This is a genomic window from Reyranella sp. (assembly GCF_965279465.1).
Classification (GTDB): domain Bacteria; phylum Pseudomonadota; class Alphaproteobacteria; order Reyranellales; family Reyranellaceae; genus Reyranella.
Genome location: NZ_OZ257242.1, coordinates 4,814,113 through 4,837,556, shown reverse-complemented (window position 1 = coordinate 4,837,556; position 23,444 = coordinate 4,814,113). Strand labels below are relative to the sequence as shown.

Sequence of the window (23,444 nt, the reverse complement as noted above, 5' to 3'; positions counted from 1 at the left end):
CGCTAGTTCAGGTACGGAACGGCCATGCCTTTGACTACCGCCGGACGCGCATTGATGATGTCGTACCAGCGCTTCACGTTCGGGTAGTCGGCCAGGTTGACCTGGTGCCACTCGTGCCGCGCCGTCCACGGGAAAATCGCCATGTCGGCGATGGTGTAGTCGGCGCCCGCCGAGAACGCATTGCCCGCGAGCTGCTTGTCGAGCACGCCGTAGAGACGCTTGGCCTCGTCGACATAGCGCTTGATGCCGTACTCGATCTTGGTCGGCGCGGCGCGCAGGAAATGGTGCGCCTGGCCGAACATCGGCCCGACACCGCCCATCTGCCACATCAGCCATTCCAGCGTCTTGTACTTCGCGACAGGGTCCTTGGGCAGGAACTGGCCGGTCTTCTCCGCCAGGTAGATCAGGATCGCGCCCGACTCGAACAGGCTGATCGGCTTGCCTCCGGGACCGTCGGGATCGAGGATCGCGGGGATGCGGTTGTTCGGGCTGATGCGCAGGAACTCGGGCTTGTGCTGCTCGCCCTTGGAAATGTCGACCTTGTGCACACTGTACGGCAGACCGCATTCCTCGAGCATGATCGAGATCTTGCGGCCGTTCGGCGTTCCCCAGGTATGAAGTTCGATCGTCGCCAATTTTCTCCCCCTCGTTGCCTGGCTAGATGTCGTTGTCGTCGCCCGAGCTGTCGAAGCCCGAGTCGTCGAAATCCGAGTTGTCGGATGTCGAATCGTAGGTGTCGGCAGCCGCCACATCCTGTCCGTAGTCGGGCGAGGAGAGCTGGTCCGGCGGCAGCAGGGACGACGGGTTCATCGCCGGATTGGCGAACGCCTGGCTGGTGCTGTGGCCGAACATGCTGCTGATGCCCTGGAAGAGCAATGCGCCGCCGGCCACGCCAGCTGCCGTCGTGAGCGCCGTGCGCAGGAAGCTGCCACCGCCGCCCGCCGGTGCGCCCATCGGCGCCTGCTGGCCGGACGGTGCAGCCTGCGGAGCGGCTGGTGCAGCCTGCCAGGGAGCGGGCGCGGCGGGAGCCTGAGGCGCCCTCGGCGCGGAGCCCCAGGGACCGATCTTCGGCGCCGAACCGAGGAAGCTGGTTTCGCTCGCCTTGCTCTCCAGCTCGGCGATGCGCGCCTTCGCCTGCTTCATTGCCTCTTCCTGCACGATCACGGTTTGCGTCAGGAGGTAGACGGCGGATGGCTGGCGGCTGACATAATTTGCGATCAGGCGTTCCGCCTCGGGATCGCGCGGCTGATTCTCGAACTGCTGCAGACGGCCGAAAAGATCGGCGATCAGGTCGCGTTCCTGCTGTTGCATGATGGTGTCTCCCGCCCCGAAAAGGGCAGGGTGAACGTGGTTGCCCGGCCCTCAGGCGTCAAGGGCTTGTCCTGTCGAGGTCCGCAGCCAGGAAAGGCTCATTTGCGATAACCTTCGGTTACACTCGCGTGAACTCCATGGTCCAGTTGGTTTCCCAGTGATTGCCCTCGTCGAGCGAGAAGGCCTGCTCCCAGCGCGGCGCATCGGTCGTGATGTGTGACCAGATGGAGCGCACGCGGATGGCGCGGCCATCGAGCGCGTCGTTACCGTAGAAGACACCGAACGGACCGTCGGGCCGCAACTTGAAACCACCGCGGACGGGCGGCCCGATCTGGCCAGGCCTGCGGCTGTCGAGCCAATGGATCGTCCACTGTTCCCTGTCGGGATCCCACAGCCGCAAGCTGATGCCGGTATAGCCGCCGCCCGGCATCCCGATGTCGCTCTCGTCGGTATTGCCATAACCGGCGAGGAACTTTCGTGCGGCGCAGGTGCCGTCGAACTCGATCCAGTCGTTGCACCCGCTGAGACGCCGTAGGCGGTAGCGGTGATGACACCGCCAGATGCCCATCAGGAAATCGAAATCGTCACACGGCACGGCCGCGGACTTGAACAGCGGTCGGATCAGAGTCTCGAGCATGGCAGGTTCCTTTCGCGCCTTCCTTGTAGGCGGCTGTACCTGTCAATTTGTGTCAGGTTATTTTTCGACTGGTCATTACTCTTGCCGCGGGCCCGAGCCTAACCTGACATCTTTCGTCAGGATTTCCCGTTAGGATGGCGACATGCGCGCGAGCCGCCTGCTTTCGATCCTGCTGATGCTGCAGACCCGCGGCCGCCTGACGGCCGATCAGCTGGCGGCGACATTCGAAGTGTCCGTGCGCACCGTCTATCGCGACATCGAGCAACTCAGCGCCGCCGGCGTGCCGGTCTATGCCGATCGCGGGCCCGGCGGCGGCTTCCAGCTGCTCGACGGCTTTCGCACCAAGCTCACGGGCCTCACCGAGCACGAGGCCGAGACACTGTTCCTGTCCGGCCTGCCCGGCCCCGCGACGCAGCTCGGCCTCGCCGACCAGCTGCTTTCGGCCCAGCTCAAGCTCACGGCCGCCCTGCCCGAGCGCAGCCGTCTCGGCGCGCAGAAGATCGCGCAGCGCTTCCATCTCGATCCGGTCGACTGGTTCAAGAGCCCCGACCAGGCGCGCCTGCTGCCGGCATTGGCCGATGCGGTGTGGACCGAGACCACCATCGAGATCACCTATCGGCGCCCGGCAAGCACGGTGACGCGGCGCCTCAGCCCGCTCGGCCTCGTGCTCAAGGCCGGCATCTGGTACGTCGTGGCCGAGCGCGCCGGACTGTTGCGGACGTATCGCGTTTCCAACATCCAGGCGCTCGCTCGCACGGAGGAGCGCTTCACACGGCCGAAGGACTTCGACCTCGTGCGCTTCTGGACTGAATCGTCACGCGCCTTCGAGGTGGGGCTCTATCGCGACGAAGCCGTGCTGCGCGCCTCGCCGCGTGGGCTGCGGCGGCTCGAGCGCCTCGGCGCCACCGTGGCCGATGCCGCCCGCGCCTCCGCCCAACCGCCGGACAAGGACGGCTGGGTGCAGATCACCCTGCCGATCGAATCGATCGAGCAGGCCGCGATCGACCTGCTCCATCTCGGCACCGAGGCCGAGGTGCTGAAGCCGAAGGAACTGCGCCGCCGCCTCGCCGCCACGGCCCGCACCATGGCGAAGATCAACGGCTGACTGCTCGACACGCCGCGCATGCGCCAAACGGTCACGGCTCCGGGAGGATAAAATCGGACGTCTGAAGCGTCTCCTACAGGAGGAGAAGCGCCATGGAGACGGTATTGCTCTCGGCCACGGCGGCCGCCTGCTACTTCGGGTTCGCCCTGCTTGCGCTCAGTCAGGATCGCCATTGGCACCAGGTCGACGGGGCGCGTCTCTGTCCGCCACGTCTCCTCATTCCACTGCGTACCGCAGGTTTCGGGTGTCTTCTCCTCGCGCTCGTCCTGGCGCTGCAACGCGATGGTGCAGGCTTCGGCTCGCTGCTCTGGGGGACCATGATCAGCGTGGGCGCATTCGCCGTCGTCGCCACGCTCGCCTGGCGGCCACACTGGTTGCGCCCGCTCACCCGCCTCTGCCACCGCGGCGCACCGCCGTGATCGGAGGGACATAGCCCATGCCGGTCTCCGCCCCCCTCAGTGCCCTGCCGATCGTCCTGCGCCTGATCGCGGCAATCGGCGGCGGTTATGCCGTCGCCGCCGGCTTGGCTGCGTTGCTGGCCCTCACCTTGCCGGCGGTCACGCCAATGGTCCGCAGCGAAGCCGTCGTGCTCTCCTCGATGCTGGCATTCCCGATCTATCTGGCCTTGCTGATCTGGGCCTTCGCGGAACGGCGGCTGCTGCGCTTGTGGCTGGTCCTCGGCTCGCTCGGCATTGCCTCCTGGGGCTTCGCCTTGGGTTTGGCCCGCCTCGTGACCGCGAGCTGACGTCCTACCGCACGACCTGAGCGGTCTGGCCGAACAGGATCTTGCGCTGCTCGTCTGTGTTGATGCCGGGCTTCGGGCGCAATTCCAAGCCGACGGCCTTGCCCTTCACCACCGCGGGCCGCTCGCCGACGGACTTTTCGAACCAGCGCTTGAGGTTGGGGAAGTCGTCGAGCTTCTGACCAAAATTCTTGAAGCCCACGACCCACGGCCAACTCGCCATGTCGGCGATCGAATAGCCGCCGGCAATGAACTCGCGATCGGCCAACCGCTTGTTGAGCACGCCGAACAGACGGTTGACCTCGTTGCTGTAGCGTTGCTGCCCATAGGTCAGCGCCTCGACCGGATTGAACTGCGGCGCATACATGTTGAAGTGGTTCGCTTGACCCGCCATCGGTCCCAGCCCGCCCATCTGCCAGTTGACCCACTGCAGCACCTCGTACTTGCCGCGCAGGTCCGTCGGCAGGAACTTGCCCGTCTTCTCGGCGAGGTATTGCAGGATTGCGCCGGACTCGAACACCGAGACCGGCGCGCCACCGCCTGGCGGCTCGTGATCGACGATCGCCGGCATGCGGTTGTTGGGGCTGATCTTGAGGAAGTCCGGCTTGAACTGCTCGCCCGTGCCGATATTCACGGGGATGATCTTGTACGGCAGGCCGCACTCCTCGAGCATGATGGTGATCTTGAAGCCGTTGGGCGTCGGCCAGTAGTGCAGGTCGATCACGGGACAGTCCCTCCGAAGGTCAGGTTTGACGGGACTCTAGACTGAGAAGTGCCGACTGCCCACCGCGATGGCGCAACCGCCGGTCGGCGCGAACGCGCGATGGCCAATGCTTGCTCTGGACTCTCGATTCCGGCGCGCTAAAGACAGCGCAAGGAGAGACAGATGCCGACAGAATCCTATCCGGTTGCTGCCGTGTGGGCGGGCCGCCTTTTCAGCGCGCTCCTCGTGCTTGCCTTGCTCGCCGACGGCGCCGTCGCGCTGTTCGCGCCCGCAATGCTGAAAGCCGACATGGACGCCACCGGCTTTGCCGCCGATTCGGCGCGGCCTATCGGCATCATCGTGATCGTCTGCGCGGTACTTTATGCCGTCCCGCGTACAGCGACGCTGGGCGCCATCCTGATCACGGGCTTCCTCGGTGGCGCGATCTGCACCCACTTCCGTCTCGGCGAGGTCGGCTCGCCGCCGCAACTCGTGTGCTTGGCACTCGGCATCATGACCTGGGGCGGGCTGTATCTCCGCAACGCGCAGGTGCGCAGACTGCTGCCGCTGACGGGACTCTAGATCGATTTCGTTGTACTGCTGCAACCTGTCCATCTCGGGGGAAACGCAATGGCCATCACACTCTATGATCTCAGCGTCGGCTGCTTCCTGCAGACCCTCGGCGCCGTGGAAGGCTTCCTCGCCAAGGGCCTCGCGCATTGCCAGGAAAAGGGCATCGATCCCAGCGAGGTTGTCGAATCGCGCCTGTTTGCGGACATGCTGCCCTTTCGTTTTCAGATCGTGGCCGTGGCACACCATTCGGCCGGCGCGCTAGAGGGCGCGAAGGCCGGGCAATTCTCGCCGCCGGGCTCGTCCACGGCGGACTATGCCGGCCTGCAGAAGCTGGTGACGGACGCCCGCACATCGTTGGAGGCGCTGACGCCCGGCGAGGTCAATGCATTGGAAGGCAAGGACGTGATCTTCAGCGTCCGCGACATGAAGCTGCCCTTCAAGGCGGAAGGCTTCCTGCAGTCGTTCTCGCTGCCCAACTTCCATTTCCATGCGACGACGGCCTACGACATCCTGCGCCACAAGGGCGTGCCACTCGGCAAGCGCGACTACATGGGCCGGATGAAGCTCGCGAAGTAGCCTGCCGGGAGCGCGGCTCTCCAGAGCCGCTCTTCTTCGGATTGCCATATCCCATGAGCGGCTCTGGAGAGCCGCGCTCCCAGCCACACGAGAGATCAGCGGGCGGTGATGGCGTTGCGTACGGCAATCGGCGCGCCCATCCCGTGCAGGCTATTGATGCCGCCCTGCCCTGTCCCCAGGACGTGGATGGTGCCGTACCCCAAAATGCGGCCCAGGATCGACTGGTCGACGTTGACCGTCTCGACCTTGTCCATGTTCATCTCGACCGTGTGGCGCCAGATGAAGCCGCGCTTGTAGATCACGCGATGCGTGGTAACGGAGAGCTCGGTGGTCCAGCGCTTGAAGGCGGCATGCAGGAACAGCACGGTGGCGACCGCCAATCCGATCCAGCCGAGGTAGACGAAAGTGCGCCCGATGCTCCGGCTGATGCTCTTTTCACCGTACAACATCACCACAAGAGAGACGGCGGCGAGCAGGAACGCCCGAAGGAAAATGGTCCAATGCAGCCGGCCGATCACTTTGACGGTCTCGCCGGGCTGCAGGACGGAGTCTACGTAGGCCACGCGAGCAAACGGGTCACCGCCAAAAAAGGTTGCGCGCGGATCGTACCCGCGCGCAGCATGGCCTGTCGATCATCCGTCGAAGGGAAGTCGCATGCAGTTCGGCCTGTTCGGAGGCGCGCGCACCAAGCGCAGCATCGGCCTGGAGGACAGCCAGGGCTATCAGAGCTTCATCGACTATGTGACGGAAGCCGACAGGCTCGGCTTCAAGCAACTCTTCATGGTCGAGCATCACTTCACCGGCCAGGGCCAGGTCTCCGCCTCGATGACGGTGCTGGCCTATCTCGCCGCACGCACCCAGCACATCCGGCTAGGGACCGCGGTGGTCGTGCTGCCGTGGCACAATCCAGTGCTGATCGCCGAGCAGGTCGCCACGCTCGACCTGCTGACCGGCGGCCGGGTCGATTTCGGCGTCGGCAAGGGTTATCGCAAGGCGGAGTTCGAGGGCTTCCGAATCCCGATCGACGAGGCCGGCGAGCGCTTCGAGGAGGCGATGGAGATCATCCGCAAGGCCTGGACCACCGAAGGCCGCTTCAGCCATCGCAGCAAGCACTGGCAGTACGACGACATCGTGGTCGAGCCGGAGCCGCTGCAGCGCCCCCACCCGCCGCTCTGGCTCGCGGCCGGCAGCCGCGACAGCATCCGGCGCGCCGCACGCGAGGGTTACAACCTGCTGCTCGACCAGCTCGCCCAGACCCACCAGATCATCGAGCGCATCGCGATCTTCCGCGAGGAATGCGGACGGATCGGCCGCGCCTACGATCCGCTGATGGTGGCGACGGCCCGACCGCTGCAGATGTTTCACCATGAAAGCGAGCGCGCGGCAGCCTATGAAACGCGCAAGCGCGTCGTGAGCGTGATCGGCGATCTCGCTCGCGACAAGCTCGCTGATCGCGTCGAGGACGACACCGCCCCGCTGCTCGGCACACCGGACGAAGTCATTGCGCGCCTCAAGGAACTCGAGGCGGGCGGCGCCACGAACATCCTGCTGGTCGATCCCAACGCCTCCGTGGCCAACCTGCGGGCCTTCGCGCGCGAAGTGATGCCGAGCTTCAGCACCCCGCGCGTCGCGGCCGCCGAATGAGCGTGGCTCTCCCCAAGCCGCTGGCGATCTCGGTCAGCGTCATGCTCGAAGGCTGGACCGACGATTCGGCGCCCGGCATCGGCCCCATGGGCAACCCGCTGAAACCCGGCGTGCTCGACCTGCAGGCCCGCTCCTGGGCCGAGTACGGGCCAAAGGCCGGCGCGTGGCGGCTGCTCGACATCCTGCACAAGCTCGAGGTGCGCAGCGTCTTCTATGTCAGCGGCATCCTCGCCGAGCGTTACCCGGATCTGATGAAGGCCATCGTCGGCGCCGGGCATGCGGTCGCGGCGCACGGCTGGGGCCAGAACATCATCCCGTCCTACCAGACCGCCGCAGAGGAAGCGCACGACCTCCAGCGCTGCGTGAAGGCCATCGAGCAGAGCACCGGACGGTCACCGCCCGGTTGGCTCAGCCCGCGCTGCACGCCGAGCGACCGCACGTCGGCGCTGCTGGCGAAATCCGGCTTCGACTGGCACGCCGACTTCTTCGACCAGGACCTGCCCCGCCGGCACAGCACTCCCGACGGCATGATCACCGCCGTGCCGTTCACCATGGAGGTGAACGACATGCCGCTCTACGTGCGCTACGGCGCGGAGCCGGAAGCCTTCACCCGCACCTTCGAGCGCATCGCCGGCAACTGGCCGCGCCTCGGCCTGCCGCAAGGCTGCCTCGACATCACCGTGCACGCCCATGTCTTCGGCCGGCCCTTCGGTGCGATCGAGTTCATGAATTGCCTGGAAGCCGTGCAGCGCTACGACGAATGGGCGTGGCTCACCGATCATCAGACCTTGGCGGGGCTCTGCAAGGCGGGCTAGGATCGAGCCAATGACATAAATTGGGAGGAACGATCCATGCGTATCCAACGACGTACATTCGGCAAGCTTGCGGTCGGCGCAGCAGCAGCAGGCGTCGCCGCGCCGGCCATTGCCCAAGGCAAGCCGTTCACCATCGGCTTCAGCATGAACCTCACCGGTCCGCTCGCGCCCAATGGCAAGGCGACCCTGCTGGCCATGCAGATCTGGGAAGAGGAGATCAACGCCAAGGGCGGGCTGCTCGGCCGGCCGGTGAAGCTCGTCTACTACGACGACCAGTCCAATCCCTCGACGGTGCCGGGCCTCTATACCAAGCTCATGGATGTCGACAAGGTCGACATCATCGCCAGCAGCTACGCGACCAACATGGTTGCCCCGGCGATGCCGATCGTCATGCAGCACGACCGGACGTTCTTCGGCCTGCTCGGCCTCGCGGTGAACACCGAGTTCAATTACAAGCGCTACTTCTCGATGACGCCGACCGGCGGCCCGCGGCCCAAGGAGTCTTTCGCCGAAGGCTTCTTCGAGGTTGCCGTAGCGCAGACCCCGAAGCCCGTGACCGTCGCCATGTGCGGCGCGGACGCCGAGTTCCCCCGCAACGCCATGGACGGCGCGCGCAACGTCATCAAGCGTCTCGGGCTCAAGATCGTCTATGACAAGACCTATCCGCCCGCGACGTCCGACTACACGCCGGTGGTGCGCGCAATCGCGGCGACCAACCCCGACATCTTCCTCGCCTGCTCCTATCCGGCCGATTCGGTCGGCCTCATCCGGGCCAGCCACGAGGTCGGCTTCAAGCCCAAGGTCTATGGCGGCGGCATGGTCGGCCTGCAGGCGACCGCCATCAAGACGCAGCTCGGACCGCTCCTGAACGGCATCGTGGTCTACGATTTCTGGCTGCCATGGGCGGGCTTCGCCTCCGACGCCGGCCGGGCGTTCGTGGAGAAGTACCAGACCCGCTCGGCGGCTGCCGGCGTCGATCTGCTCGGCTACTACCTTCCGCCGTTCGCCTACGCGCGCATGGAGGTGATCGAGCAGGCAGTGAAGGGGGCGGGCAGCGCCGACGATGCCAAGCTTGCCGACTTCTGCCGGAAGACCACCTTCAAGACGGTCGTCGGCGACATCAAGTTCAACGCCGAGGGCGAGTGGGATACGGCGCAGGTCATGGCCGTTCAGTTCCAGGGGATCCAGGGCAACGGCGTCGACCAGTTCAAGGATCCCAAGACCGAGGTGATTCTCTGGCCCACCAAGTACAAGACCGGCAACATCATCTATCCGTATGATCCGAAGAAGTGACACGGGCAGGCGCGGCGTAGGAGCAAGCATGACATCGTGGAAGACGATCGCGGCAGCAGCCGCGATCACCGTCGGCGCATCGGCCGGCGCGCGTGCCGACAAGGCGGCGGCGGATGCCTGCGCCGCCAAGCTGAACCCCGATGGCAAGGCGGTCTACGCTGCTGTCGTCGCGGCCAATCCGACCACGGAGACGTTGCGCTCCGTGGTCGAACGCGAGGGCAGAAGCCTCGTGATGGGCGGCAAGATCGCGCGCGGACCGGCGCGCGAGAATGCCACCGGCGCCGGCGAATGCGCAAAGCTCGGCCTGCAGTAATCGCCTGTTGGACCACCTCCCCGGTCTGACGGGGAGGAGAAGCAGTTGAATCCGTCGCAAGGACGACGGAGCTTAAAGCTCGGTCAGGCGCCGAGGTAGAATTCTCGGATCAGGTCGTTATTGTTCAACGCCTCGGCCGACTCGCCCGTGAACGCGATGCGGCCATGGACGATGACGTAGCCGCGGTCGGCGATGCGGACCGCCTGGGTGAAGTTCTGCTCGGCCATCAGCACCGTCAGATCGAAGCCCTCCTTCAGCTCCTTGATCTTGTCGATGGTGCGGCTGACCAGCAGCGGCGCCAGACCGACCGACGGCTCGTCGATCAGCAGGATGCGCGGCGCCGACATCAGCGCGCGGGCCAATGCCAGCATCTGCTGCTCGCCGCCGCTCATGCTGCCGGCAAGCTGCTTGGCCCGCTCCTTCAGCCGCGGAAAGGTCTCGAAGCAGAAGTCCATGTTGCGTGCGATCGCCGACCGCGCCGTCGGCCGGAAGGCGCCGAGCAGAAGGTTTTCCGTCACCGTCAGTTTCGGGAACAGCCGCCGGCCCTCGGGCACGAAGCCGATGCCGAGATCGACGATCTCCTCGGTCGAGCGGCCGATCAACTCGTGGCTGGTGCCCTCGATCGTCGCGGTGATCTTGCCGGCGGAAGGACGCACCATGCCCATGATCGACTTCATCAGCGTCGACTTGCCGTTGCCGTTGGTGCCGAGCAGCGCCACGGTCTCGCCGGCGCCGACGCTCAGCGACACGTCGTGCAGCACGCTCACGGCGCCGTAGCCCGCGTCGATGTTGGAGATGGTCAGGCTACTCGCCAAGATATGCCCTCACCACTTCGGCGTTGCGCACGACGTCCTTGGGATCGCCGTCGGCGATCTTGCGGCCGGCGACCAGCACGGCCAACCGTTGGGAGAATGCCATCACCGCCCGCATGATGTGCTCGATCATGATCACGGTGACGCCCTGCCCGTTCAGCTGGATCAGCAGCGCCAGGATCTCGTCGACCTCGGCGTGGCTGAGGCCGGCCATCGATTCGTCGGCGATCAGCAGCTTCGGCTCGGCGGCCATGGCGCGCGCCAGCTCGAGCTTGCGCATCTCGATCTGCGTCAGGTCGCGCGGCAGGCGATGCGCCTTGTCGGCGAGGTTCACCTGGCCCAGCAGTTCGATGCAGCGCGCCTCAATCGCGGCACCGGAAAGCTTGCGCTCGCCCCGGGCATTGACGGCGAACAGGATCGGGATACGAAGGTTCTCGGCCAGCGACAGGCTGCCGAATGGCCGCGGCAGCTGGAAGCTGCGCGCGAGGCCCAGCCGCGTGCGTTCGTGGGCGGTCAGGCTGTCGATGCCGGCACCGCCAAAGCTCACGCTGCCCTGCTCGTTGCGCAGCGTGCCGCAGATGCAGTTGACCAATGTCGACTTGCCCGAGCCGTTGGGACCGATCAGGCCCAGCCGCTCGCCCGGCCGCACCTCGAGCTCGATCTCCTGCAGCGCCGTGAAGCCGCCGAAGCGCTTGCCGAGGTTCTGGACGTGCAGCAGCGGGCTCACCGCTTCTTCCTCTGGAACAGGCCGACGATGCCCTGCGGCGCCACGATCACGAACACGACCATCAGCACGCCCGCGACCAGCACGTTGATCGCCGAGGAGATCGTGACCCGGAGATATTCCTGCAGGCCGCCGACCAGCACCGCGCCGATCACCGGCCCAAGCCAGCTCGACGTGCCGCCGATCAGCGGCATGGCGATGGCATTGACCGCATAGTTCAGGCTGAAGCCAGACGTCGGATCGAGGTAGGTGACGTAATAGGGCAAGGGCGCGCCGGCCATGCCCATGAAACCGCCGCTCAGGGCCGTGGCGATCAGCTTCAGCTTGAGGGTCGGCACGCCCGAGGCCTCGGCCGCGGCCTCGTCGTCGCGGATCGCGGCGAAGCCGAAGCCCAGGGAGGAGCGCTCGATCGCTCGCGCCGTCGCCAGGGCCACGACGCAGAGCCCGAGCATGACCAGGAACAGGTACTCGATATAACCGCCACCGATCAGCGGCGCCATCTTGGGCCGCAGGACGTAGGCCCCGCGCGCACCGCCGACGAAGTCCCAGTTGGTAATCAACGTCTGCACCACGACGGCCAGTGCCAGCGTAGCGATCGAGAAGAACACCCCGCGCAGCCGCAGGGTGAGATAGCCGGTCCCGAGCCCGACCAGCGCAGCCAGCACGCCGCCAACCACGACCATCGCGGGCAGCGGCAGCCAGGGCACCAGCTTGTAGAGCACGACGCTCGAATAGGCGCCGATGGCGAAGAAGGCCGTGACGCCGAAATTAACGTAGCCGGTATAGCCGCCCAGGATGTTCCAGGCCGTGCCGAGCACCATGTACTGCACGACCACGTAGGCGGCGAAGAAGGCGTAGTCGTTGCCGAACCAGCGCGTGATGCCAAAGATCGCGGCCGCCGCCACGATCAGGACGCCAACGAACGCGACGTTGCCGAGGCCCGGCGCGGTCTCCCTTCCGGTGGCTTTAGCGACCAAGGATACCATTGGGCCTCACCGCCAGGGTCACGAGCAGCACACCGAACGACACCGCCGGCGCCCAGGACGGGCCGAAGAAGGTCGCCGTCAGGCTTTCGATGATGCCGAGCGTCACCGCCGCGATCACCATGCCGGGAAAGCTGCCCAGCCCGCCCAGCACACAGATCGCGAAGATGCGGCCGATATATTCGCGGCCGATCGACGGCTCGACCGGCTGGATGATGATCAGCGCCGCGCCCGCAACAGCGGCCGTGGCGAAGGAGAGGCCGAAGGCGATGCGTTTGATCTTGACCGGATTGGCGGCCATCAGCCGGAGCGCCCCCTGGTCCTGGGCTACCGCCTGGACGGCACGGCCGATGAAAGTGCGCGACAGGAAGATCTGCAGGCCCGCCACCATCAAGAGGCCGAGCAGGAACGGTACGAGCAGCCGCCACGGCAGCTCGATGACGAAAAGATCGAGATTTCCCTGCGTGTACCAGGCCTGCACCGAGCGATAGTCGACGCCGAACCCGAGGATCAGCCCCACCTCGGCGATGAACAGGATGCCGAAGAAGAAGGACAGGCCGCGCAGCGACTGGTCGTCCCGTCGCTCGAAGGCGACATAGTAGATCTGATAGGCCGCCATCCCGAGAACGTAGAAGGCCGGCATCAGGATGACGGCCGCCAGGATCGGGTCGATGCCGAACACGGTGTTGCCGATGTAGGCGACATACGAGCCGAGCAGGATCACTGCCGGATGCGCGATGTTCACGATGTCGAGCATGCCGAAGGCGATCGCCACGCCGATCGACACCGCCGCGTAAAAGCCGCCGAGCAACAGCCCGGAAACGATGGCGTTGATCAGCAGATCGGCACTGGCATCCATGACATCGTCTTCCTCCCACACGCAGCGATTATCTTCGCCGTCGCCTGCAGTTTGGCGGGAGGAAGCAGGATTGCCTAGTGTTGTTTTCTACGACGCCTCGCTTTGCAGTCCGGCGCTCGCCGCATCCTCGACGCGCTCGAGCCAGACGAACTCGAGCGCCTTGCGGACATCCTCGGGAATGTCGTCGTAGTCCCGCCGATTACGTGCCGGCAGCATCACGCGCGTGATGCCGGCAGCTGCGGCCGCGACCACCTTCTCCTTGATGCCGCCGACCGGCAGCACCAGCCCGCGCAGGCTGATCTCGCCCGTCATCGCGGTGTCGCTGCGGATCACCCGGCCGGTCAGCAGCGAGGAAAGCGCCATGAACATCGCCACGCCGGCACTCGGCCCATCCTTGGGAGTCGCTCCGGCCGGGACGTGGACATGGATGTCGCTCTTCTCCAGCACCGCCGGATCGATCTTGAGGGCGGCCGCCGTGCTCTTGACCAGGGTGAACGCCGCCTGGGCGCTCTCCTTCATCACGTCGCCCAGCTGGCCGGTGAGCTGCAGCCGGCCGGTGCCCGGCGTCTTGGTCGCCTCGATGAACAGGATGTCGCCGCCGACCGGCGTCCAGGCAAGGCCTGTCGCCACGCCCGGCACGCCCGAGCGCATCGCCACCTCGTTCTCGAAGCGCACCGGTCCCAGGATCTCCTCGATCTGGTCGACGCCGATCAGCTTCTTGCCCGTCGCGCCCTCGGCGAACGCGACCGCGACGTGCCGCAGCACGCGGCCGATCTCGCGCTCGAGGCTGCGCACGCCCGCCTCGCGCGTGTAGCCGTCGATGATCCGGCGCAGCGCGGCATCCTCGATTTCGACCTGCTCCGCCTTCAGGCCATTGGCCTCGAGCTGGCGGCGCACGAGATAGCGCTTGGCGATCTGCATCTTCTCGCCGGCCGTGTAGCTCGACAGCGGGATGATCTCCATGCGGTCGCGCAACGGACCGGGAATGGTCTCGAGCATGTTGGCGGTGGTGATGAACACCACGCGGCTGAGATCGAACGGAACGTCGAGATAGTTGTCCCGGAACGTCGAATTCTGCTCCGGATCGAGCACCTCGAGCATCGCCGCCGACGGGTCGCCATGGACGCCCGTGCCCATCTTGTCGATCTCGTCGAGCATCATCACGCAGTCGCGCGCGCCGATCTTGCGGATCGCCTGGATGATGTTGCCCGGCAGGGCGCCGATGTAGGTCCGGCGATGGCCGCGGATCTCCGCCTCGTCATGCACGCCGCCCAGGCTGACACGGGCGAACTTGCGCCCCATCGCCTTGGCGATCGACTGGCCGAGCGAGGTCTTGCCCACGCCCGGCGGGCCGACGAAGCACAGGATCGGCGCCTTGCCTTCCGGTGCAAGCTTACGCACCGCCAGGAACTCGATGATCCGGCGCTTGATCTTGTCGAGACTGAAGTGATCGGCATCGAGCACACGACGCGCCTCGGCGATGTCGATGCCCTTCGGCTCCGGCGGCGCCCAGGGCAGCTCGATCAATATGTCGAGGTAGGTACGGATCATGCTGTATTCGCCCGCCGCCTCCGGCGTGCGCTGCAGCCGCTTCAGCTCCTTGCGGGCAACCGATTCGACCTCGGGCGGCATCTTCGCCTCGGTGATCGCCTTGTCGAGCGTGGCCAGCTCCTGCTTGTTGGAGCCCTCCTCGCCCAGCTCGCGCTGGATCGACGCCATCTGCTCGCGCAGCAGCATCTCGCGCTGGCGCGTGTCGAGCGACGCCTTGGTCTTGCTGCCGATCTCGGCCGAGAGCCTCAGCACCTCGAGGCGATGGGCGAGCAGCTTCGACACCTTGTCGAGGCGCTGCAGCAGCTCGGTCGCCTCGAGAAGCTCCTGCTTCTCCTTGGCCGAGATATCGAGATAGGTCGCGGCGAGGTCGGCCAGCAGGCTGGGCGACGTGGTTGCCTCTATCGTCTGGCGCAGCTCGGGCGGCGCCTGCGGCAGGAGGTCGAACACCTCCTTGACCTGGCCCCGCAGGACGAGGAAGCGGGCCTCGACTTCCGGACCAGCCGCGGCGGGCTCGGGCACGTGCAGGCCGCGCGCCAGCAGGAAGGGATGGCCCTCGACGAACTCGGTGACCTGGAAGCGCTGGACGCCCTGGCAGATCAGGTGGTTGCCGCCTTCCGGCGTCGTGACGTAGCGCAGGATGTTGGCCACGGTGCCGGTGCGGTAGAGATCGTCCGGACCGGGCTGGCCGTTCTCCGGATCCTTCTGCAGCACGAGCACGACCTGGCGCTGCTCGCGCACGGCCTGCTGGACAGCGGCGACGGACGACGGCCGTCCCACCGTAAGCGGCAAGACGACTTCGGGGAACAGCACCATGTTGCGCACCGGCACGACGATGATGGTGTCGGGCGGCAACGGCACCGCAGCATTCTGGCTGGTGGCGTTCATGTCGGGCGGGCTCATGTTGCCCCCTTTCGGCCGCGGGCCTTGGGCAGCCTGACGATCAGGCAGCCGTCGGCAACGGCACTGGTCGGCTGCTCGTACACGCCGGCGGGCAGGCGGACCTGCCGCTCGAAGCGCCCTTGCGGCAGCTCGATGCGGTGAATGACGGCGGTGCGGAGCTCGGGCGGCAGGACACGCTCGCCCGCGATCAGCAGAACGCCATTATGGATGACCAGCTGGACCTGCTTGGCGTCGACGCCCGGCAGGGCGACGAGAACCAGCACGGCATCGTTGGTCTCGAGGACATCGACGGGCGGTTCCCAGGAGATGGCGCCGCGCCGCGACGGCCCGGGCGAGCTGAAAACCTCGCGCTGCAACCGCTCGGCGCGCGCCAGCATCTGGAGCGCTTCCGACCACATCCAATTACGGGGATCTCCGTTACTCATGGCGACCTATATAGGGTGCGCGCTTCCGGTTTCCACGCCGGATCCGGGTCAATTGCCGATCAGGGCCTGATAGACCAGATCGCGCATCAGGTAGCGATACGGCAGGCGCGCGGTCTGCGACTGCATCATGAACACGACGTACATCCGCTCCCGCGGGTCGTGCCAGAAATAGGTGCCGTAGGCGCCGCCCCAATAGTAGTCGTTGGGCGAGCCGGGTAGCGGGTTGCGGCCCTGGTCGTTGCGCACCGCGAAGCCGAGGCCGAAGCCCTGCCCCATGCGCTTGCTGGGCTCCAGCGCCTCGAAGCGCCACATCTCGTCGCCCATGATGATGTCCGGCGGCAGGTGATCGGCCGTCATCAGGTCGATGGTCTTGCGCGAGATGATACGCGCGCCGTCGAGCTGGCCGCCGTTGGCGAACATCTGCAGGAAGCGGGCGTAGTCGGCCGCCGTCGAGACCATGCCGCCGCCGCCCGACTTCCAGGTCGTCTTGAGCGTGATGTCCGGAATCGCCGGCATCTCGTTCTTCGGGCCCTCCTTCTGCGGCTTGGCGCCACGATCCTTCTTGTCCGGCGCGGCCTCGAAGGCGGTGTCGCCCATCTTGAGCGGCTTGGTGATGCGATCCTCGATGAACTTGTCGAGGGTCATGCCCGAGGCGACCTCGACCACGCGGCCCAGCACGTCGGTCGACATCGAATATTCCCAGTGGGTACCGGGCTGGTAGAGCAGCGCCAGCTTGGACAGTTTCTCGGCCATTTGGGCGTTGGTCTGATCGGCCGCCATGGCCTTCATGTCGACATAGGACTGCTTCACAGGGTTGCTGCCGGCCGCGCCGTAGGTCAGGCCCGAGGTGTGGCGCATCAGGTCCTGCACGGTCATCGGCCGGAACTGCGGCTCGAGCGACAGCTCGACGGTGCCGTCGGCGTTCTTCTTCGACACCGAAACCTTGGTGTCGGCGAAGGCCGGGATGTACTTGGACACCGGATCGGCCAGTGTGAGCTTTCCTTCCTCGACCAGGATCATGGCCGCCACTGTCGTGATCGGCTTGGTCATCGAGGCGATGCGGAAGATCGTATCGGTCTTCATCGGCGCCTTGGCTTCCTTGTCGCGGAAGCCGTAGGCGTCGAACATGACGATCTTGCCGTTGCGCGCGATCAGCACGACCGCGCCGGGCAGCTCGTTGTTCTTCACGCCCTCCTCGATCCGGTCGCTGAGCCGCTTCAGGCGCTGGGAGACGAAGCCGACCTCTTCCGGCGACTGCGCCTTGGGGATTCCCTGCGCCGCGGCTGGAATCGCGATAGCCAATGCCGCAACAACGGCGATCGTCCGAACCAGCATGAACTTGCCTCCCCGAATTTCTATTGGGGAGCATCAAAGCACGGTCAGCGACGGCGCATCAAATAAGTGTCCATGATCCAGCCATGCGCCGACCGCTGGGCGGTACGGACGCGATGGATTTCGTCCGCCACCTCCGCAAGCCGGCCGGCAATGAGGATTTCGTCCGGCGTGCCCAGGTAGGCGCCCCAGTAGATATCGATGTCCTGGTCGGTGAAGCGGCGATAGGTCTCCTCGCCGTCGAGCATGACGACGACGCTGTCGACGCCTGCAGGCCAGCCCTCGGCAAGCCGGCGGCCGGTCGTGATCTCGACCGGGCGGCCGATCGTGTTGAGGGTGATGCGATGGCGCGCCGCCAGGGCCTGCACGGCGGTGATGCCGGGAATGACCTCGTATTCGATCCCCTGGCACGCCGCGATCGCTTCGACGTTGCGGATCGTGCTGTCGTAGAGCGAGGGATCGCCCCAGGCCAGGATCGCCCCGGTCTGCCCCTCGCCCAGCCCGTCGGCGATCATCCTCTCGAAGGCGCCCTGCTTGGCCCGGTTGAGATCGTCGACGCACGCGGCGTAGTCCGCCGGCCGCGGGTCGCGCGGCGGGCTCGGTGACTCGACGATCCGATAGGCGCGATCCTTGGCATGGCGGCGACAGATCTCGCGCCGAAGTTCCATCATGCCATCCTTGGCCGCGCCCTTTTCGAGGATGAAGAACACATCGACAGTGTTCAGCGCCTTCACCGCCTGCATCGTGACGAAGTCGGGATCACCCGCGCCGATACCGATGATGAGTATTTTCTTCATGGCCGGAGGTTTAACGCAAAACGCCCCCGCTTGCGCGAGGGCGTCCGCATTTATGTGGCAGCAGATCAGGTCACGGCGATCGGGCCACCGTTGGAGCCGGTCGCGCCTTTGATCGGCGCCGGCGAGAAGATATAGACGAACTGGTACTTGCGGTCGGCCAGCACCGACGTGAAGTCCATGTTCTCGTGGTTGAAGATGCCGTTCTTGGCGAGCAGTTCGGCATGCACCGGGAACGCCAGGTTCTTGTCGGGATTAGGCACCACCTCGGTCGCCCAGGTATCGGCGCCGGTCAGGCAGATGCCCTTGTCGATGCACCATTTGGCGACTTCCATACCGATGCCCGGCTCGCCGCTCGAGAACTTGTCGTTGTTCTTGATCCAAAGCTCGCCAAAGCCGGTGTTGAAGAACACCGCATCGCCTTCCTTGATATCGGCTTCCTGCATGTTCTGCTTTTGCAGGCAGGCGCGCAGGTCGGCCACGGTGATCTCCTGGCCGACGTCCATCATGGCACCCTTGTGCGCCTTGAGGTCGAACAGATGGCCGCGGGTGAAGAACGGCTTCACATGTTCGATGCCGTTCTTCTTCATGCCGTAGGCGCCGCCCATCTCCTGCTCGGTGACGCCGTTGTAGTAGCGCATCTCGTTCTTGTCGCCGTCTTTGCCCATCTGGATGCCGATATGGGCGAGGCCATCGAACTGCGTCCCGGTCTGGCCGATCTCGGTGCTCAGAAACTCGTCATTGTAGATCAGCCGGTTGCTGCCGAACGGACCGCCAGTGGGCCCGCCGGGGATGCGCAGCGTGAAGGCCCGCTCGCCGAACTTCGGCATCGCCGACTCGTAGACGCGCCCGATGCGGTAGATCTTGCCGTCCTTGATCCATTTGACTGTGTCGAGGACCTTCGCCGGGGTGATCCAGTTGGAAGCACCCGCCATGTCATCCTTGCCCCACTTGGGATGCGGCCACCACGGTTTGTCGGCGAGCGCAGGCGCGGCCGGCGCTTGGGCGTGCGCCGCAGAGGACAACAGGGCTGCGGCGGCGACGGCACCGCCGACGAGACCACCTGTCAACAACGCGCGGCGATCGCCGTCGACCTTGTCGGCATCCGGCTTCAACTCTTCCTTGTCAGTCAGATAACGGGAATCCATGAACTCTCCTCCTTGTTCTTCATTGACGGATGGAGCGTCCTGCGGTCCTGTTGCAGCGTCAAGACAGATCGCAACGTTACGTTGTTACATTGCCAGCCCGAGCCGCCTTGTCATGAGCTTCTTCGATCTGGACAAATCCGCCGAGCGCCTGCCGGTCGCCCTGATCACGGGCTTCCTGGGCAGCGGCAAGACCACCTTGCTCAACCGCGTTCTGGCCGACCGCCGGATGGCGCGCAGCCTGGTGCTGGTCAACGAGTTCGGCGAAGTCGGGCTCGATCACCTGTTCATGGAGTCGATCGACGGAGACATGGTGCTCCTGCAATCGGGCTGTGTGTGCTGCACCATCCAGGGCGACCTCGACCGGACCCTGCGCGACATCGCGCGCCGGCGCGCGGAGAACAAGACGCCGCCGTTCGACCGCGTGCTGCTCGAGACGACCGGCCTCGCCGACCCGACACCGATCCTGCAGCTCCTGCTCAACTCGCCCCTGATCAGTCACGACTACAGGCTCGATGGTGTGGTGACCACCGTCGATGCCGTGAACGGCGCGCGCCAGCTCGACGAGCATGGCGAGGCCGTAAAGCAGGCCGCCGTCGCCGACCGCCTCCTGATCAGCAAGACCGATCTCGCCGAGGCCGCCAGCAGCGCGCACCTGCGAGCGCGGCTCGGCGAGCTCAATCCCGGCGCGCAGCTCTACGAGGTAGTGCAGGGCGAGATCGATCCGGCGCTGCTCTTCGATTCGGGGCCGTTCGATCCGGCGGGCAAGGGCGACAGGGTCCGGCAGTGGCTGAACGCCGCCGCGCACGAGCAGCACGATCATCATCACGATCACGACCGCTCGCGCCACGATGCCCATATCGGTTCGTTCTGCCTGACCTTCGACGACCCGCTCGACTGGGACCGTTTCAACCAGTGGCTCATGAGCGTGCGCGCCGTGTGGGGCGACAGGCTGCTGCGGGTGAAGGGCGTGCTGAACGTTGCGGGCGAGAGCCAGCCGCTTGTCATCCACGGCGTGCACCGCACCTTCCATCCGCCGACCTTGCTCGCGCACTGGCCCGACGACGACCGCCGCTCGCGGCTCGTCTTCATCGCCCGCGACCTCGACCGCACGACCGTCGAGGCGAGCTGGCGCGACGGCTAGTCTTGCCCCGCCACGAGCCTCTGGTTCGCTGATGCTCGAGCGAGGAGTCGGGCCAGCGGCCCATAGCCGCTTACTTGCTCGGCAGACCAACATAACCCTCGTCCTGAGGAGCGTAGCGAAGCGGAGTGTCTCGAAGGGCGGCGCCCCGAAGAGCGCGGCTGCCTCGATCATGAGGTGCACGGGCACCGCGACTGTTGCCCACCCTTCGAGACACTCCGCTTCGCTTCGTTCCTCAGGGTGAGGTAGGTGTGCAGCCTTGCAGACGAGAGCTGAACAAACTTTCAAGGTGAGGTCGAAGCCAAAGTTTGCGCCCATGGGCCGGCGGCGCGCATTGCGGCCAGCCTGAGCGCTGCCGGCGCAAGGCTTGCTCCCGCGGTCGGCGGCACGATGGATCATGCTAGGGGCTTCATGAAGAAGACACTCGACGCCGCCCAGGGCCAGCCCTATGACGCGGCGATGAAAGTCACCGCCCGCGACATCGACCATCTCAGCATCGCCACGCCGGATCCCGAGGCCCTCGCGATCAGGCTCCAGCAGATCGGCTTCAACCTCACGCCCGAGGGTGTCGAGCCGCGCTGCGTCTGCTTCCAGCCGGCCGAGGACGATATTCCGAACTACATCGAGCTGATCGAAGCGGATGTTCGCGTCGCCGTCGCCGTCAACGTCGCCGAGCTCGAAGGCGAGGTGCGCGAGCATAGCTGGGAGACGGACGACGGCTATGAGGTCGAGGCCGAGGTGATCGTCGGCGAGATGGATGGACCTCTGCCGTGGTTTCCGGTGCGCCACCAGATGCCCGAAGCGTTCATGGAGCCGGAATGGATCGTCCATCCCAACGGCGCGCTGGGCCTGCTGGCCGTGCATGTCGTAGCCGACGATCCACCGGGGACGGCGAAAGCTCTGGGCGAGCAATGGGGCGCCATCACCGAGGATCTGTTCGACGGCTGCACGATGATCCAGACCGGCGCCGTCGAGATCCTGATCTGGTCGGCATCGGCCTTCCAGGAGGAATACAAGGCGGTCGAGGCCATGGCGCCCGAGCACAAACCCATGATCGTCGGCATCGCCGTCGCGGTCGAGCGCTCGCGGCCTTTGCAGGCGCTGCTGCGCGCCAACAACGTGCCCTTCGCCCTGACCGAAGGCGACCGCGTGGTCGTGCCGGCCGAGCAGGTCGACGGGCTGATGATCGAGTTCCTGCCGCAGAACTGATCCGAGCGGACCCGGTTCGTACTCTACCCGACAGCCGGCAGCACCACCTCGGTGACGATCGCGATGCCGACCGCGCTTTGTTCGTTGCCCGGGCGGCGATAGTTGCCGCAATTGATGCCAACCACGAGATCGAGCTTGGGCACGATGTAGAGCCGCTGACCGCCCCAGCCGATGCCGGCGATCCACGGCAGCGGCGGATGGTTGCCGCCCGAGAAGGCGCCGGTATACCAGTGATAGCCGTAGCCGCGACCGTCGGGCAGGTGGACCGTCGCCATCGTGGCGGTCTTGACCCACTCCGCCGGCACGACCTGCTTGCCCTGCCACGTACCGCCGGTCAGCACCAGCTGACCGATCTTCGACATGTCGCGCGGCAGCAGGCGCAGGCCCGAGGCGGCGCGTTCGAAGCCGTCCGTGCTCACCGACCATTCGCTGGGACCGAAATCCATCGGATCGAACAGTACGCGCCGGGCAAAGGCATGCAGCGTCTCGCCGGTACCCTGGGCGATCAGCCGTCCGAGCAGCGTCGTCGCGCCGCCGTTGTAGCTCCAGGTCTCGCCGGGCGGGCCGATGATCGGGCGTTCGAGCACATAGCGGATGCGATCGGGTGCGGCCTCCATCGCGTTCTCGCTGTTGCGTGGATCGCCGTAGGGAATCGTCAGCTCGTCCCAGTCCATGCCCAGGGTCATGGTCAGCACATGCCCCACGGTCAGCCTGTCGCGACCCCGCTGCTGCCAGAGATCGGCGTATCGGGGGAACAGCGACGCGAGCGCGGTCTCCGGTGCCGGCACCTTGCCCTGTGCCAGCGCAATGCCGTAGAGCCAGCTCACTACGCTCTTGGACACCGAACGCAGGTCGTGCAGCACGGTCCGGTCGAAAGTGACCTCGCCGAGCGGCCGGCCCCAACTCTCGTCCACGCCCACGCCGTAATGCTCGAAGACCATCCGGCCGCCGCGCTTCACCGTCAGCGCGTGCAACCCGAACACGCGCCCGGCGCGCTCGAGCTCGCTGAGACGCTGGTCGTATGCCCCCTCGGCAGCGCCGGGGCGATGGACGGTCGATGTCATGAGGGCGGCTCCCAGGGCGGTCAGCATATGACGGCGATCGAGGGTCATGCGGTGCGATCCCTCCGTTGCGCAATCGCCAGGTCGGGCCGGTCGGTGGTGAAGACGTCGACTTTCAGCGCGAGCAGCTTCGCGATCGCCTCGGCGTCGTTGCAGGCCCAGCCGCCGATGCCCAGGCCGGCGGCGCGCACCGTCGCGACGATCTCAGCGGTGAGCATGTTCTGGCGAAGGCCGAGCATTGGCACGTCCGCGCCCTTCGTCGAGGCGATCACGTTGGCCAGGCCGATGTCGATCTGAACCTGCGGCAGGACCAGCCAGACGTGCTTCATCGGCCGCGCCGCCGCGACAGCCTCGCAGACCGTGGCGAGCTGGAAGCTGGTGAGGACGCAGCGCTCCAGCACCCTCGCCTGCTCCAGCGCTTGGGCGACGCGCGCGGCGTGGCCCGGATAAGGCACGCGCTCCGGGCCGCACTTGATCTCGAGCCGCATCACGACCGGCGTCGGCCGGAAGATCTCGATCACCTCGTCGAGCAGCAGCATGCGCTGCCCGCCCGTGCCCTTGAGCACGAGCTTCGACAGCGCCGCCCAATCCTGTGCCGCGACCGGCCCCTTGCCGTCGGTCGTGCGGTCGAGCGTGTCGTCGTGGATCACCACCAGCTTGCCGTCGCGGGTCGGATGGACGTCGAACTCGACCTGCTCCACCGCCAGCTTCGTGGTGTTCTCGAACGCGATCCGGCTGTTCTCGGGCCACAGCAGCGCGCCGCCGCGATGCGAAGCAATGTCAGTCATGAGGTCCT

General features: G+C 66.0%; 27 protein-coding genes. 11 read left to right on the top strand and 16 right to left on the bottom strand.

Features of this window, described 5'->3' with window-relative positions; genetic code table 11:
- Window positions 1–2: 2 nt before the first annotated feature.
- The 3 genes from ACQY8M_RS23445 to ACQY8M_RS23435 all read right to left on the bottom strand — a co-directional run bounded on the left by ACQY8M_RS23445 (window position 3) and on the right by ACQY8M_RS23435 (window position 1,948).
- The gene (locus ACQY8M_RS23445; RefSeq protein ID WP_428675465.1) at window positions 3–578 is read right to left on the bottom strand and encodes a glutathione S-transferase family protein; all 576 of its coding nucleotides are present in this window, start codon (window positions 576–578) and stop codon (window positions 3–5) included.
- 79 nt (window positions 579–657) lie between these two features.
- A complete protein-coding gene (locus tag ACQY8M_RS23440; RefSeq protein ID WP_428660422.1) occupies window positions 658–1,311 on the bottom strand; it encodes a DUF2076 domain-containing protein in 654 nt (217 codons plus the stop codon).
- A gap of 118 nt (window positions 1,312–1,429) precedes the next feature.
- Entirely contained in the window at window positions 1,430–1,948 is a 519-nt protein-coding gene (locus ACQY8M_RS23435) for a DUF1579 domain-containing protein (RefSeq protein WP_428660420.1), read from the bottom strand.
- Window positions 1,949–2,090: 142 nt separating this feature from the next.
- Between ACQY8M_RS23435 and ACQY8M_RS23430 the strand changes: the two genes are divergently transcribed.
- From ACQY8M_RS23430 to ACQY8M_RS23420, 3 genes are all read left to right on the top strand, one after another.
- Window positions 2,091–3,053 (top strand): helix-turn-helix transcriptional regulator, encoded by a 963-nt coding sequence (locus ACQY8M_RS23430; protein ID WP_428660417.1) that lies wholly within the window; start codon window positions 2,091–2,093, stop codon window positions 3,051–3,053.
- Between the two features lie 92 nt (window positions 3,054–3,145).
- The gene (locus ACQY8M_RS23425) at window positions 3,146–3,472 is read left to right on the top strand and encodes a DUF3325 domain-containing protein (protein WP_428660414.1); all 327 of its coding nucleotides are present in this window, start codon (window positions 3,146–3,148) and stop codon (window positions 3,470–3,472) included.
- A gap of 17 nt (window positions 3,473–3,489) precedes the next feature.
- On the top strand, window positions 3,490–3,798 hold the full coding sequence (locus ACQY8M_RS23420; protein WP_428660411.1) for a hypothetical protein: 309 nt from the start codon (window positions 3,490–3,492) through the stop codon (window positions 3,796–3,798).
- Window positions 3,799–3,802: 4 nt separating this feature from the next.
- Here ACQY8M_RS23420 and ACQY8M_RS23415 read toward each other — a convergent pair whose 3' ends face one another.
- The gene (locus tag ACQY8M_RS23415) at window positions 3,803–4,519 is read right to left on the bottom strand and encodes a glutathione S-transferase N-terminal domain-containing protein (protein WP_428660408.1); all 717 of its coding nucleotides are present in this window, start codon (window positions 4,517–4,519) and stop codon (window positions 3,803–3,805) included.
- Window positions 4,520–4,681: 162 nt separating this feature from the next.
- On the opposite strand from ACQY8M_RS23415, the gene ACQY8M_RS23410 reads away from it, so the two are divergent.
- Together ACQY8M_RS23410 and ACQY8M_RS23405 are read left to right on the top strand one after the other, a co-directional pair.
- Complete coding sequence (locus ACQY8M_RS23410; RefSeq protein ID WP_428660405.1) at window positions 4,682–5,080, top strand: DoxX family protein; 399 nt, start codon at window positions 4,682–4,684, stop codon at window positions 5,078–5,080.
- Between the two features lie 48 nt (window positions 5,081–5,128).
- Window positions 5,129–5,647 (top strand): DUF1993 domain-containing protein, encoded by a 519-nt coding sequence (locus ACQY8M_RS23405; RefSeq protein ID WP_428660402.1) that lies wholly within the window; start codon window positions 5,129–5,131, stop codon window positions 5,645–5,647.
- A 95-nt stretch (window positions 5,648–5,742) separates the two neighbouring features.
- Here the strand turns inward: ACQY8M_RS23405 and ACQY8M_RS23400 are convergent, their stop codons facing one another.
- The gene (locus ACQY8M_RS23400; protein ID WP_428660399.1) at window positions 5,743–6,210 is read right to left on the bottom strand and encodes a PH domain-containing protein; all 468 of its coding nucleotides are present in this window, start codon (window positions 6,208–6,210) and stop codon (window positions 5,743–5,745) included.
- A gap of 91 nt (window positions 6,211–6,301) precedes the next feature.
- Here ACQY8M_RS23400 and ACQY8M_RS23395 point away from each other — a divergent pair, with 91 nt between their 5' ends.
- Genes ACQY8M_RS23395 through ACQY8M_RS23380 form a run of 4 tightly spaced genes read left to right on the top strand, consistent with a single transcriptional unit; the run spans window position 6,302 to window position 9,712 of the window.
- The gene (locus tag ACQY8M_RS23395) at window positions 6,302–7,291 is read left to right on the top strand and encodes an LLM class flavin-dependent oxidoreductase (protein ID WP_428660397.1); all 990 of its coding nucleotides are present in this window, start codon (window positions 6,302–6,304) and stop codon (window positions 7,289–7,291) included.
- A complete protein-coding gene (locus ACQY8M_RS23390; protein ID WP_428660394.1) occupies window positions 7,288–8,106 on the top strand; it encodes a polysaccharide deacetylase family protein in 819 nt (272 codons plus the stop codon). The genes ACQY8M_RS23395 and ACQY8M_RS23390 overlap by 4 nt, the downstream gene beginning before the upstream one ends.
- A gap of 36 nt (window positions 8,107–8,142) precedes the next feature.
- Window positions 8,143–9,399 (top strand): amino acid ABC transporter substrate-binding protein, encoded by a 1,257-nt coding sequence (locus ACQY8M_RS23385; RefSeq protein ID WP_428660392.1) that lies wholly within the window; start codon window positions 8,143–8,145, stop codon window positions 9,397–9,399.
- Between the two features lie 28 nt (window positions 9,400–9,427).
- Window positions 9,428–9,712 (top strand): hypothetical protein, encoded by a 285-nt coding sequence (locus ACQY8M_RS23380; protein WP_428660389.1) that lies wholly within the window; start codon window positions 9,428–9,430, stop codon window positions 9,710–9,712.
- An 83-nt stretch (window positions 9,713–9,795) separates the two neighbouring features.
- Here ACQY8M_RS23380 and ACQY8M_RS23375 read toward each other — a convergent pair whose 3' ends face one another.
- The 9 genes from ACQY8M_RS23375 to ACQY8M_RS23335 form a co-directional block, all read right to left on the bottom strand.
- On the bottom strand, window positions 9,796–10,527 hold the full coding sequence (locus ACQY8M_RS23375) for an ABC transporter ATP-binding protein (RefSeq protein ID WP_428660387.1): 732 nt from the start codon (window positions 10,525–10,527) through the stop codon (window positions 9,796–9,798).
- Window positions 10,517–11,251: an ABC transporter ATP-binding protein gene (locus ACQY8M_RS23370; protein WP_428660384.1), complete on the bottom strand. Its 735-nt coding sequence runs from the start codon at window positions 11,249–11,251 to the stop codon at window positions 10,517–10,519. The genes ACQY8M_RS23375 and ACQY8M_RS23370 overlap by 11 nt, the downstream gene beginning before the upstream one ends.
- Window positions 11,248–12,234, bottom strand: a complete 987-nt coding sequence (locus tag ACQY8M_RS23365; protein WP_428660381.1) for a branched-chain amino acid ABC transporter permease — start codon at window positions 12,232–12,234, stop codon at window positions 11,248–11,250. Before ACQY8M_RS23365 ends, ACQY8M_RS23370 begins: the two co-directional genes overlap by 4 nt.
- Window positions 12,215–13,090, bottom strand: a complete 876-nt coding sequence (locus tag ACQY8M_RS23360) for a branched-chain amino acid ABC transporter permease (RefSeq protein WP_428660379.1) — start codon at window positions 13,088–13,090, stop codon at window positions 12,215–12,217. The genes ACQY8M_RS23365 and ACQY8M_RS23360 overlap by 20 nt, the downstream gene beginning before the upstream one ends.
- 87 nt (window positions 13,091–13,177) lie before the next feature.
- Window positions 13,178–15,541, bottom strand: coding sequence for an endopeptidase La (gene lon, locus ACQY8M_RS23355; protein WP_428660377.1), 2,364 nt, complete (start codon window positions 15,539–15,541; stop codon window positions 13,178–13,180).
- Complete coding sequence (locus tag ACQY8M_RS23350) at window positions 15,538–15,966, bottom strand: Hsp20/alpha crystallin family protein (protein ID WP_428660375.1); 429 nt, start codon at window positions 15,964–15,966, stop codon at window positions 15,538–15,540. The genes lon and ACQY8M_RS23350 overlap by 4 nt, the downstream gene beginning before the upstream one ends.
- A gap of 48 nt (window positions 15,967–16,014) precedes the next feature.
- Window positions 16,015–17,301 (bottom strand): serine hydrolase domain-containing protein, encoded by a 1,287-nt coding sequence (locus ACQY8M_RS23345; protein WP_428660372.1) that lies wholly within the window; start codon window positions 17,299–17,301, stop codon window positions 16,015–16,017.
- 44 nt (window positions 17,302–17,345) lie between these two features.
- Window positions 17,346–18,095, bottom strand: coding sequence for a precorrin-6A synthase (deacetylating) (cobF, locus tag ACQY8M_RS23340; protein ID WP_428660369.1), 750 nt, complete (start codon window positions 18,093–18,095; stop codon window positions 17,346–17,348).
- 65 nt (window positions 18,096–18,160) lie between these two features.
- A complete protein-coding gene (locus ACQY8M_RS23335) occupies window positions 18,161–19,240 on the bottom strand; it encodes a cyclase family protein (protein WP_428660366.1) in 1,080 nt (359 codons plus the stop codon).
- A 112-nt stretch (window positions 19,241–19,352) separates the two neighbouring features.
- On the opposite strand from ACQY8M_RS23335, the gene ACQY8M_RS23330 reads away from it, so the two are divergent.
- Both ACQY8M_RS23330 and ACQY8M_RS23325 read left to right on the top strand, forming a co-directional pair.
- Window positions 19,353–20,381, top strand: coding sequence for a CobW family GTP-binding protein (locus ACQY8M_RS23330; RefSeq protein ID WP_428660363.1), 1,029 nt, complete (start codon window positions 19,353–19,355; stop codon window positions 20,379–20,381).
- Window positions 20,382–20,789: 408 nt separating this feature from the next.
- Window positions 20,790–21,587, top strand: a complete 798-nt coding sequence (locus tag ACQY8M_RS23325; protein WP_428660361.1) for a hypothetical protein — start codon at window positions 20,790–20,792, stop codon at window positions 21,585–21,587.
- Window positions 21,588–21,610: 23 nt separating this feature from the next.
- Here the strand turns inward: ACQY8M_RS23325 and ACQY8M_RS23320 are convergent, their stop codons facing one another.
- Both ACQY8M_RS23320 and ACQY8M_RS23315 read right to left on the bottom strand, forming a co-directional pair.
- The gene (locus tag ACQY8M_RS23320) at window positions 21,611–22,699 is read right to left on the bottom strand and encodes a serine hydrolase domain-containing protein (protein ID WP_428660359.1); all 1,089 of its coding nucleotides are present in this window, start codon (window positions 22,697–22,699) and stop codon (window positions 21,611–21,613) included.
- Window positions 22,696–23,436: a glycerophosphodiester phosphodiesterase gene (locus tag ACQY8M_RS23315; protein WP_428660356.1), complete on the bottom strand. Its 741-nt coding sequence runs from the start codon at window positions 23,434–23,436 to the stop codon at window positions 22,696–22,698. Before ACQY8M_RS23315 ends, ACQY8M_RS23320 begins: the two co-directional genes overlap by 4 nt.
- Window positions 23,437–23,444 lie beyond the last annotated feature (8 nt).

What these genes read in the sequence shown, in the direction of transcription:
- ACQY8M_RS23445 (WP_428675465.1), bottom strand. Translation starts at nt 578, where the DNA reads ATGCTCGAGGAATGCGGTCTGCCGTACAGTGTGCACAAGGTCGACATT.
- ACQY8M_RS23440 (WP_428660422.1), bottom strand. Translation starts at nt 1,311, where the DNA reads ATGCAACAGCAGGAACGCGACCTGATCGCCGATCTTTTCGGCCGTCTG.
- ACQY8M_RS23435 (WP_428660420.1), bottom strand. Translation starts at nt 1,948, where the DNA reads ATGCTCGAGACTCTGATCCGACCGCTGTTCAAGTCCGCGGCCGTGCCG.
- ACQY8M_RS23430 (WP_428660417.1), top strand. Translation starts at nt 2,091, where the DNA reads ATGCGCGCGAGCCGCCTGCTTTCGATCCTGCTGATGCTGCAGACCCGC.
- ACQY8M_RS23425 (WP_428660414.1), top strand. Translation starts at nt 3,146, where the DNA reads ATGGAGACGGTATTGCTCTCGGCCACGGCGGCCGCCTGCTACTTCGGG.
- ACQY8M_RS23420 (WP_428660411.1), top strand. Translation starts at nt 3,490, where the DNA reads ATGCCGGTCTCCGCCCCCCTCAGTGCCCTGCCGATCGTCCTGCGCCTG.
- ACQY8M_RS23410 (WP_428660405.1), top strand. Translation starts at nt 4,682, where the DNA reads ATGCCGACAGAATCCTATCCGGTTGCTGCCGTGTGGGCGGGCCGCCTT.
- ACQY8M_RS23405 (WP_428660402.1), top strand. Translation starts at nt 5,129, where the DNA reads ATGGCCATCACACTCTATGATCTCAGCGTCGGCTGCTTCCTGCAGACC.
- ACQY8M_RS23395 (WP_428660397.1), top strand. Translation starts at nt 6,302, where the DNA reads ATGCAGTTCGGCCTGTTCGGAGGCGCGCGCACCAAGCGCAGCATCGGC.
- ACQY8M_RS23390 (WP_428660394.1), top strand. Translation starts at nt 7,288, where the DNA reads ATGAGCGTGGCTCTCCCCAAGCCGCTGGCGATCTCGGTCAGCGTCATG.
- ACQY8M_RS23385 (WP_428660392.1), top strand. Translation starts at nt 8,143, where the DNA reads ATGCGTATCCAACGACGTACATTCGGCAAGCTTGCGGTCGGCGCAGCA.
- ACQY8M_RS23380 (WP_428660389.1), top strand. Translation starts at nt 9,428, where the DNA reads ATGACATCGTGGAAGACGATCGCGGCAGCAGCCGCGATCACCGTCGGC.
- ACQY8M_RS23365 (WP_428660381.1), bottom strand. Translation starts at nt 12,234, where the DNA reads ATGGTATCCTTGGTCGCTAAAGCCACCGGAAGGGAGACCGCGCCGGGC.
- ACQY8M_RS23360 (WP_428660379.1), bottom strand. Translation starts at nt 13,090, where the DNA reads ATGGATGCCAGTGCCGATCTGCTGATCAACGCCATCGTTTCCGGGCTG.
- lon (WP_428660377.1), bottom strand. Translation starts at nt 15,541, where the DNA reads ATGAGCCCGCCCGACATGAACGCCACCAGCCAGAATGCTGCGGTGCCG.
- ACQY8M_RS23350 (WP_428660375.1), bottom strand. Translation starts at nt 15,966, where the DNA reads ATGAGTAACGGAGATCCCCGTAATTGGATGTGGTCGGAAGCGCTCCAG.
- ACQY8M_RS23345 (WP_428660372.1), bottom strand. Translation starts at nt 17,301, where the DNA reads ATGCTGGTTCGGACGATCGCCGTTGTTGCGGCATTGGCTATCGCGATT.
- cobF (WP_428660369.1), bottom strand. Translation starts at nt 18,095, where the DNA reads ATGAAGAAAATACTCATCATCGGTATCGGCGCGGGTGATCCCGACTTC.
- ACQY8M_RS23335 (WP_428660366.1), bottom strand. Translation starts at nt 19,240, where the DNA reads ATGGATTCCCGTTATCTGACTGACAAGGAAGAGTTGAAGCCGGATGCC.
- ACQY8M_RS23330 (WP_428660363.1), top strand. Translation starts at nt 19,353, where the DNA reads ATGAGCTTCTTCGATCTGGACAAATCCGCCGAGCGCCTGCCGGTCGCC.
- ACQY8M_RS23325 (WP_428660361.1), top strand. Translation starts at nt 20,790, where the DNA reads ATGAAGAAGACACTCGACGCCGCCCAGGGCCAGCCCTATGACGCGGCG.
- ACQY8M_RS23320 (WP_428660359.1), bottom strand. Translation starts at nt 22,699, where the DNA reads ATGACCCTCGATCGCCGTCATATGCTGACCGCCCTGGGAGCCGCCCTC.
- ACQY8M_RS23315 (WP_428660356.1), bottom strand. Translation starts at nt 23,436, where the DNA reads ATGACTGACATTGCTTCGCATCGCGGCGGCGCGCTGCTGTGGCCCGAG.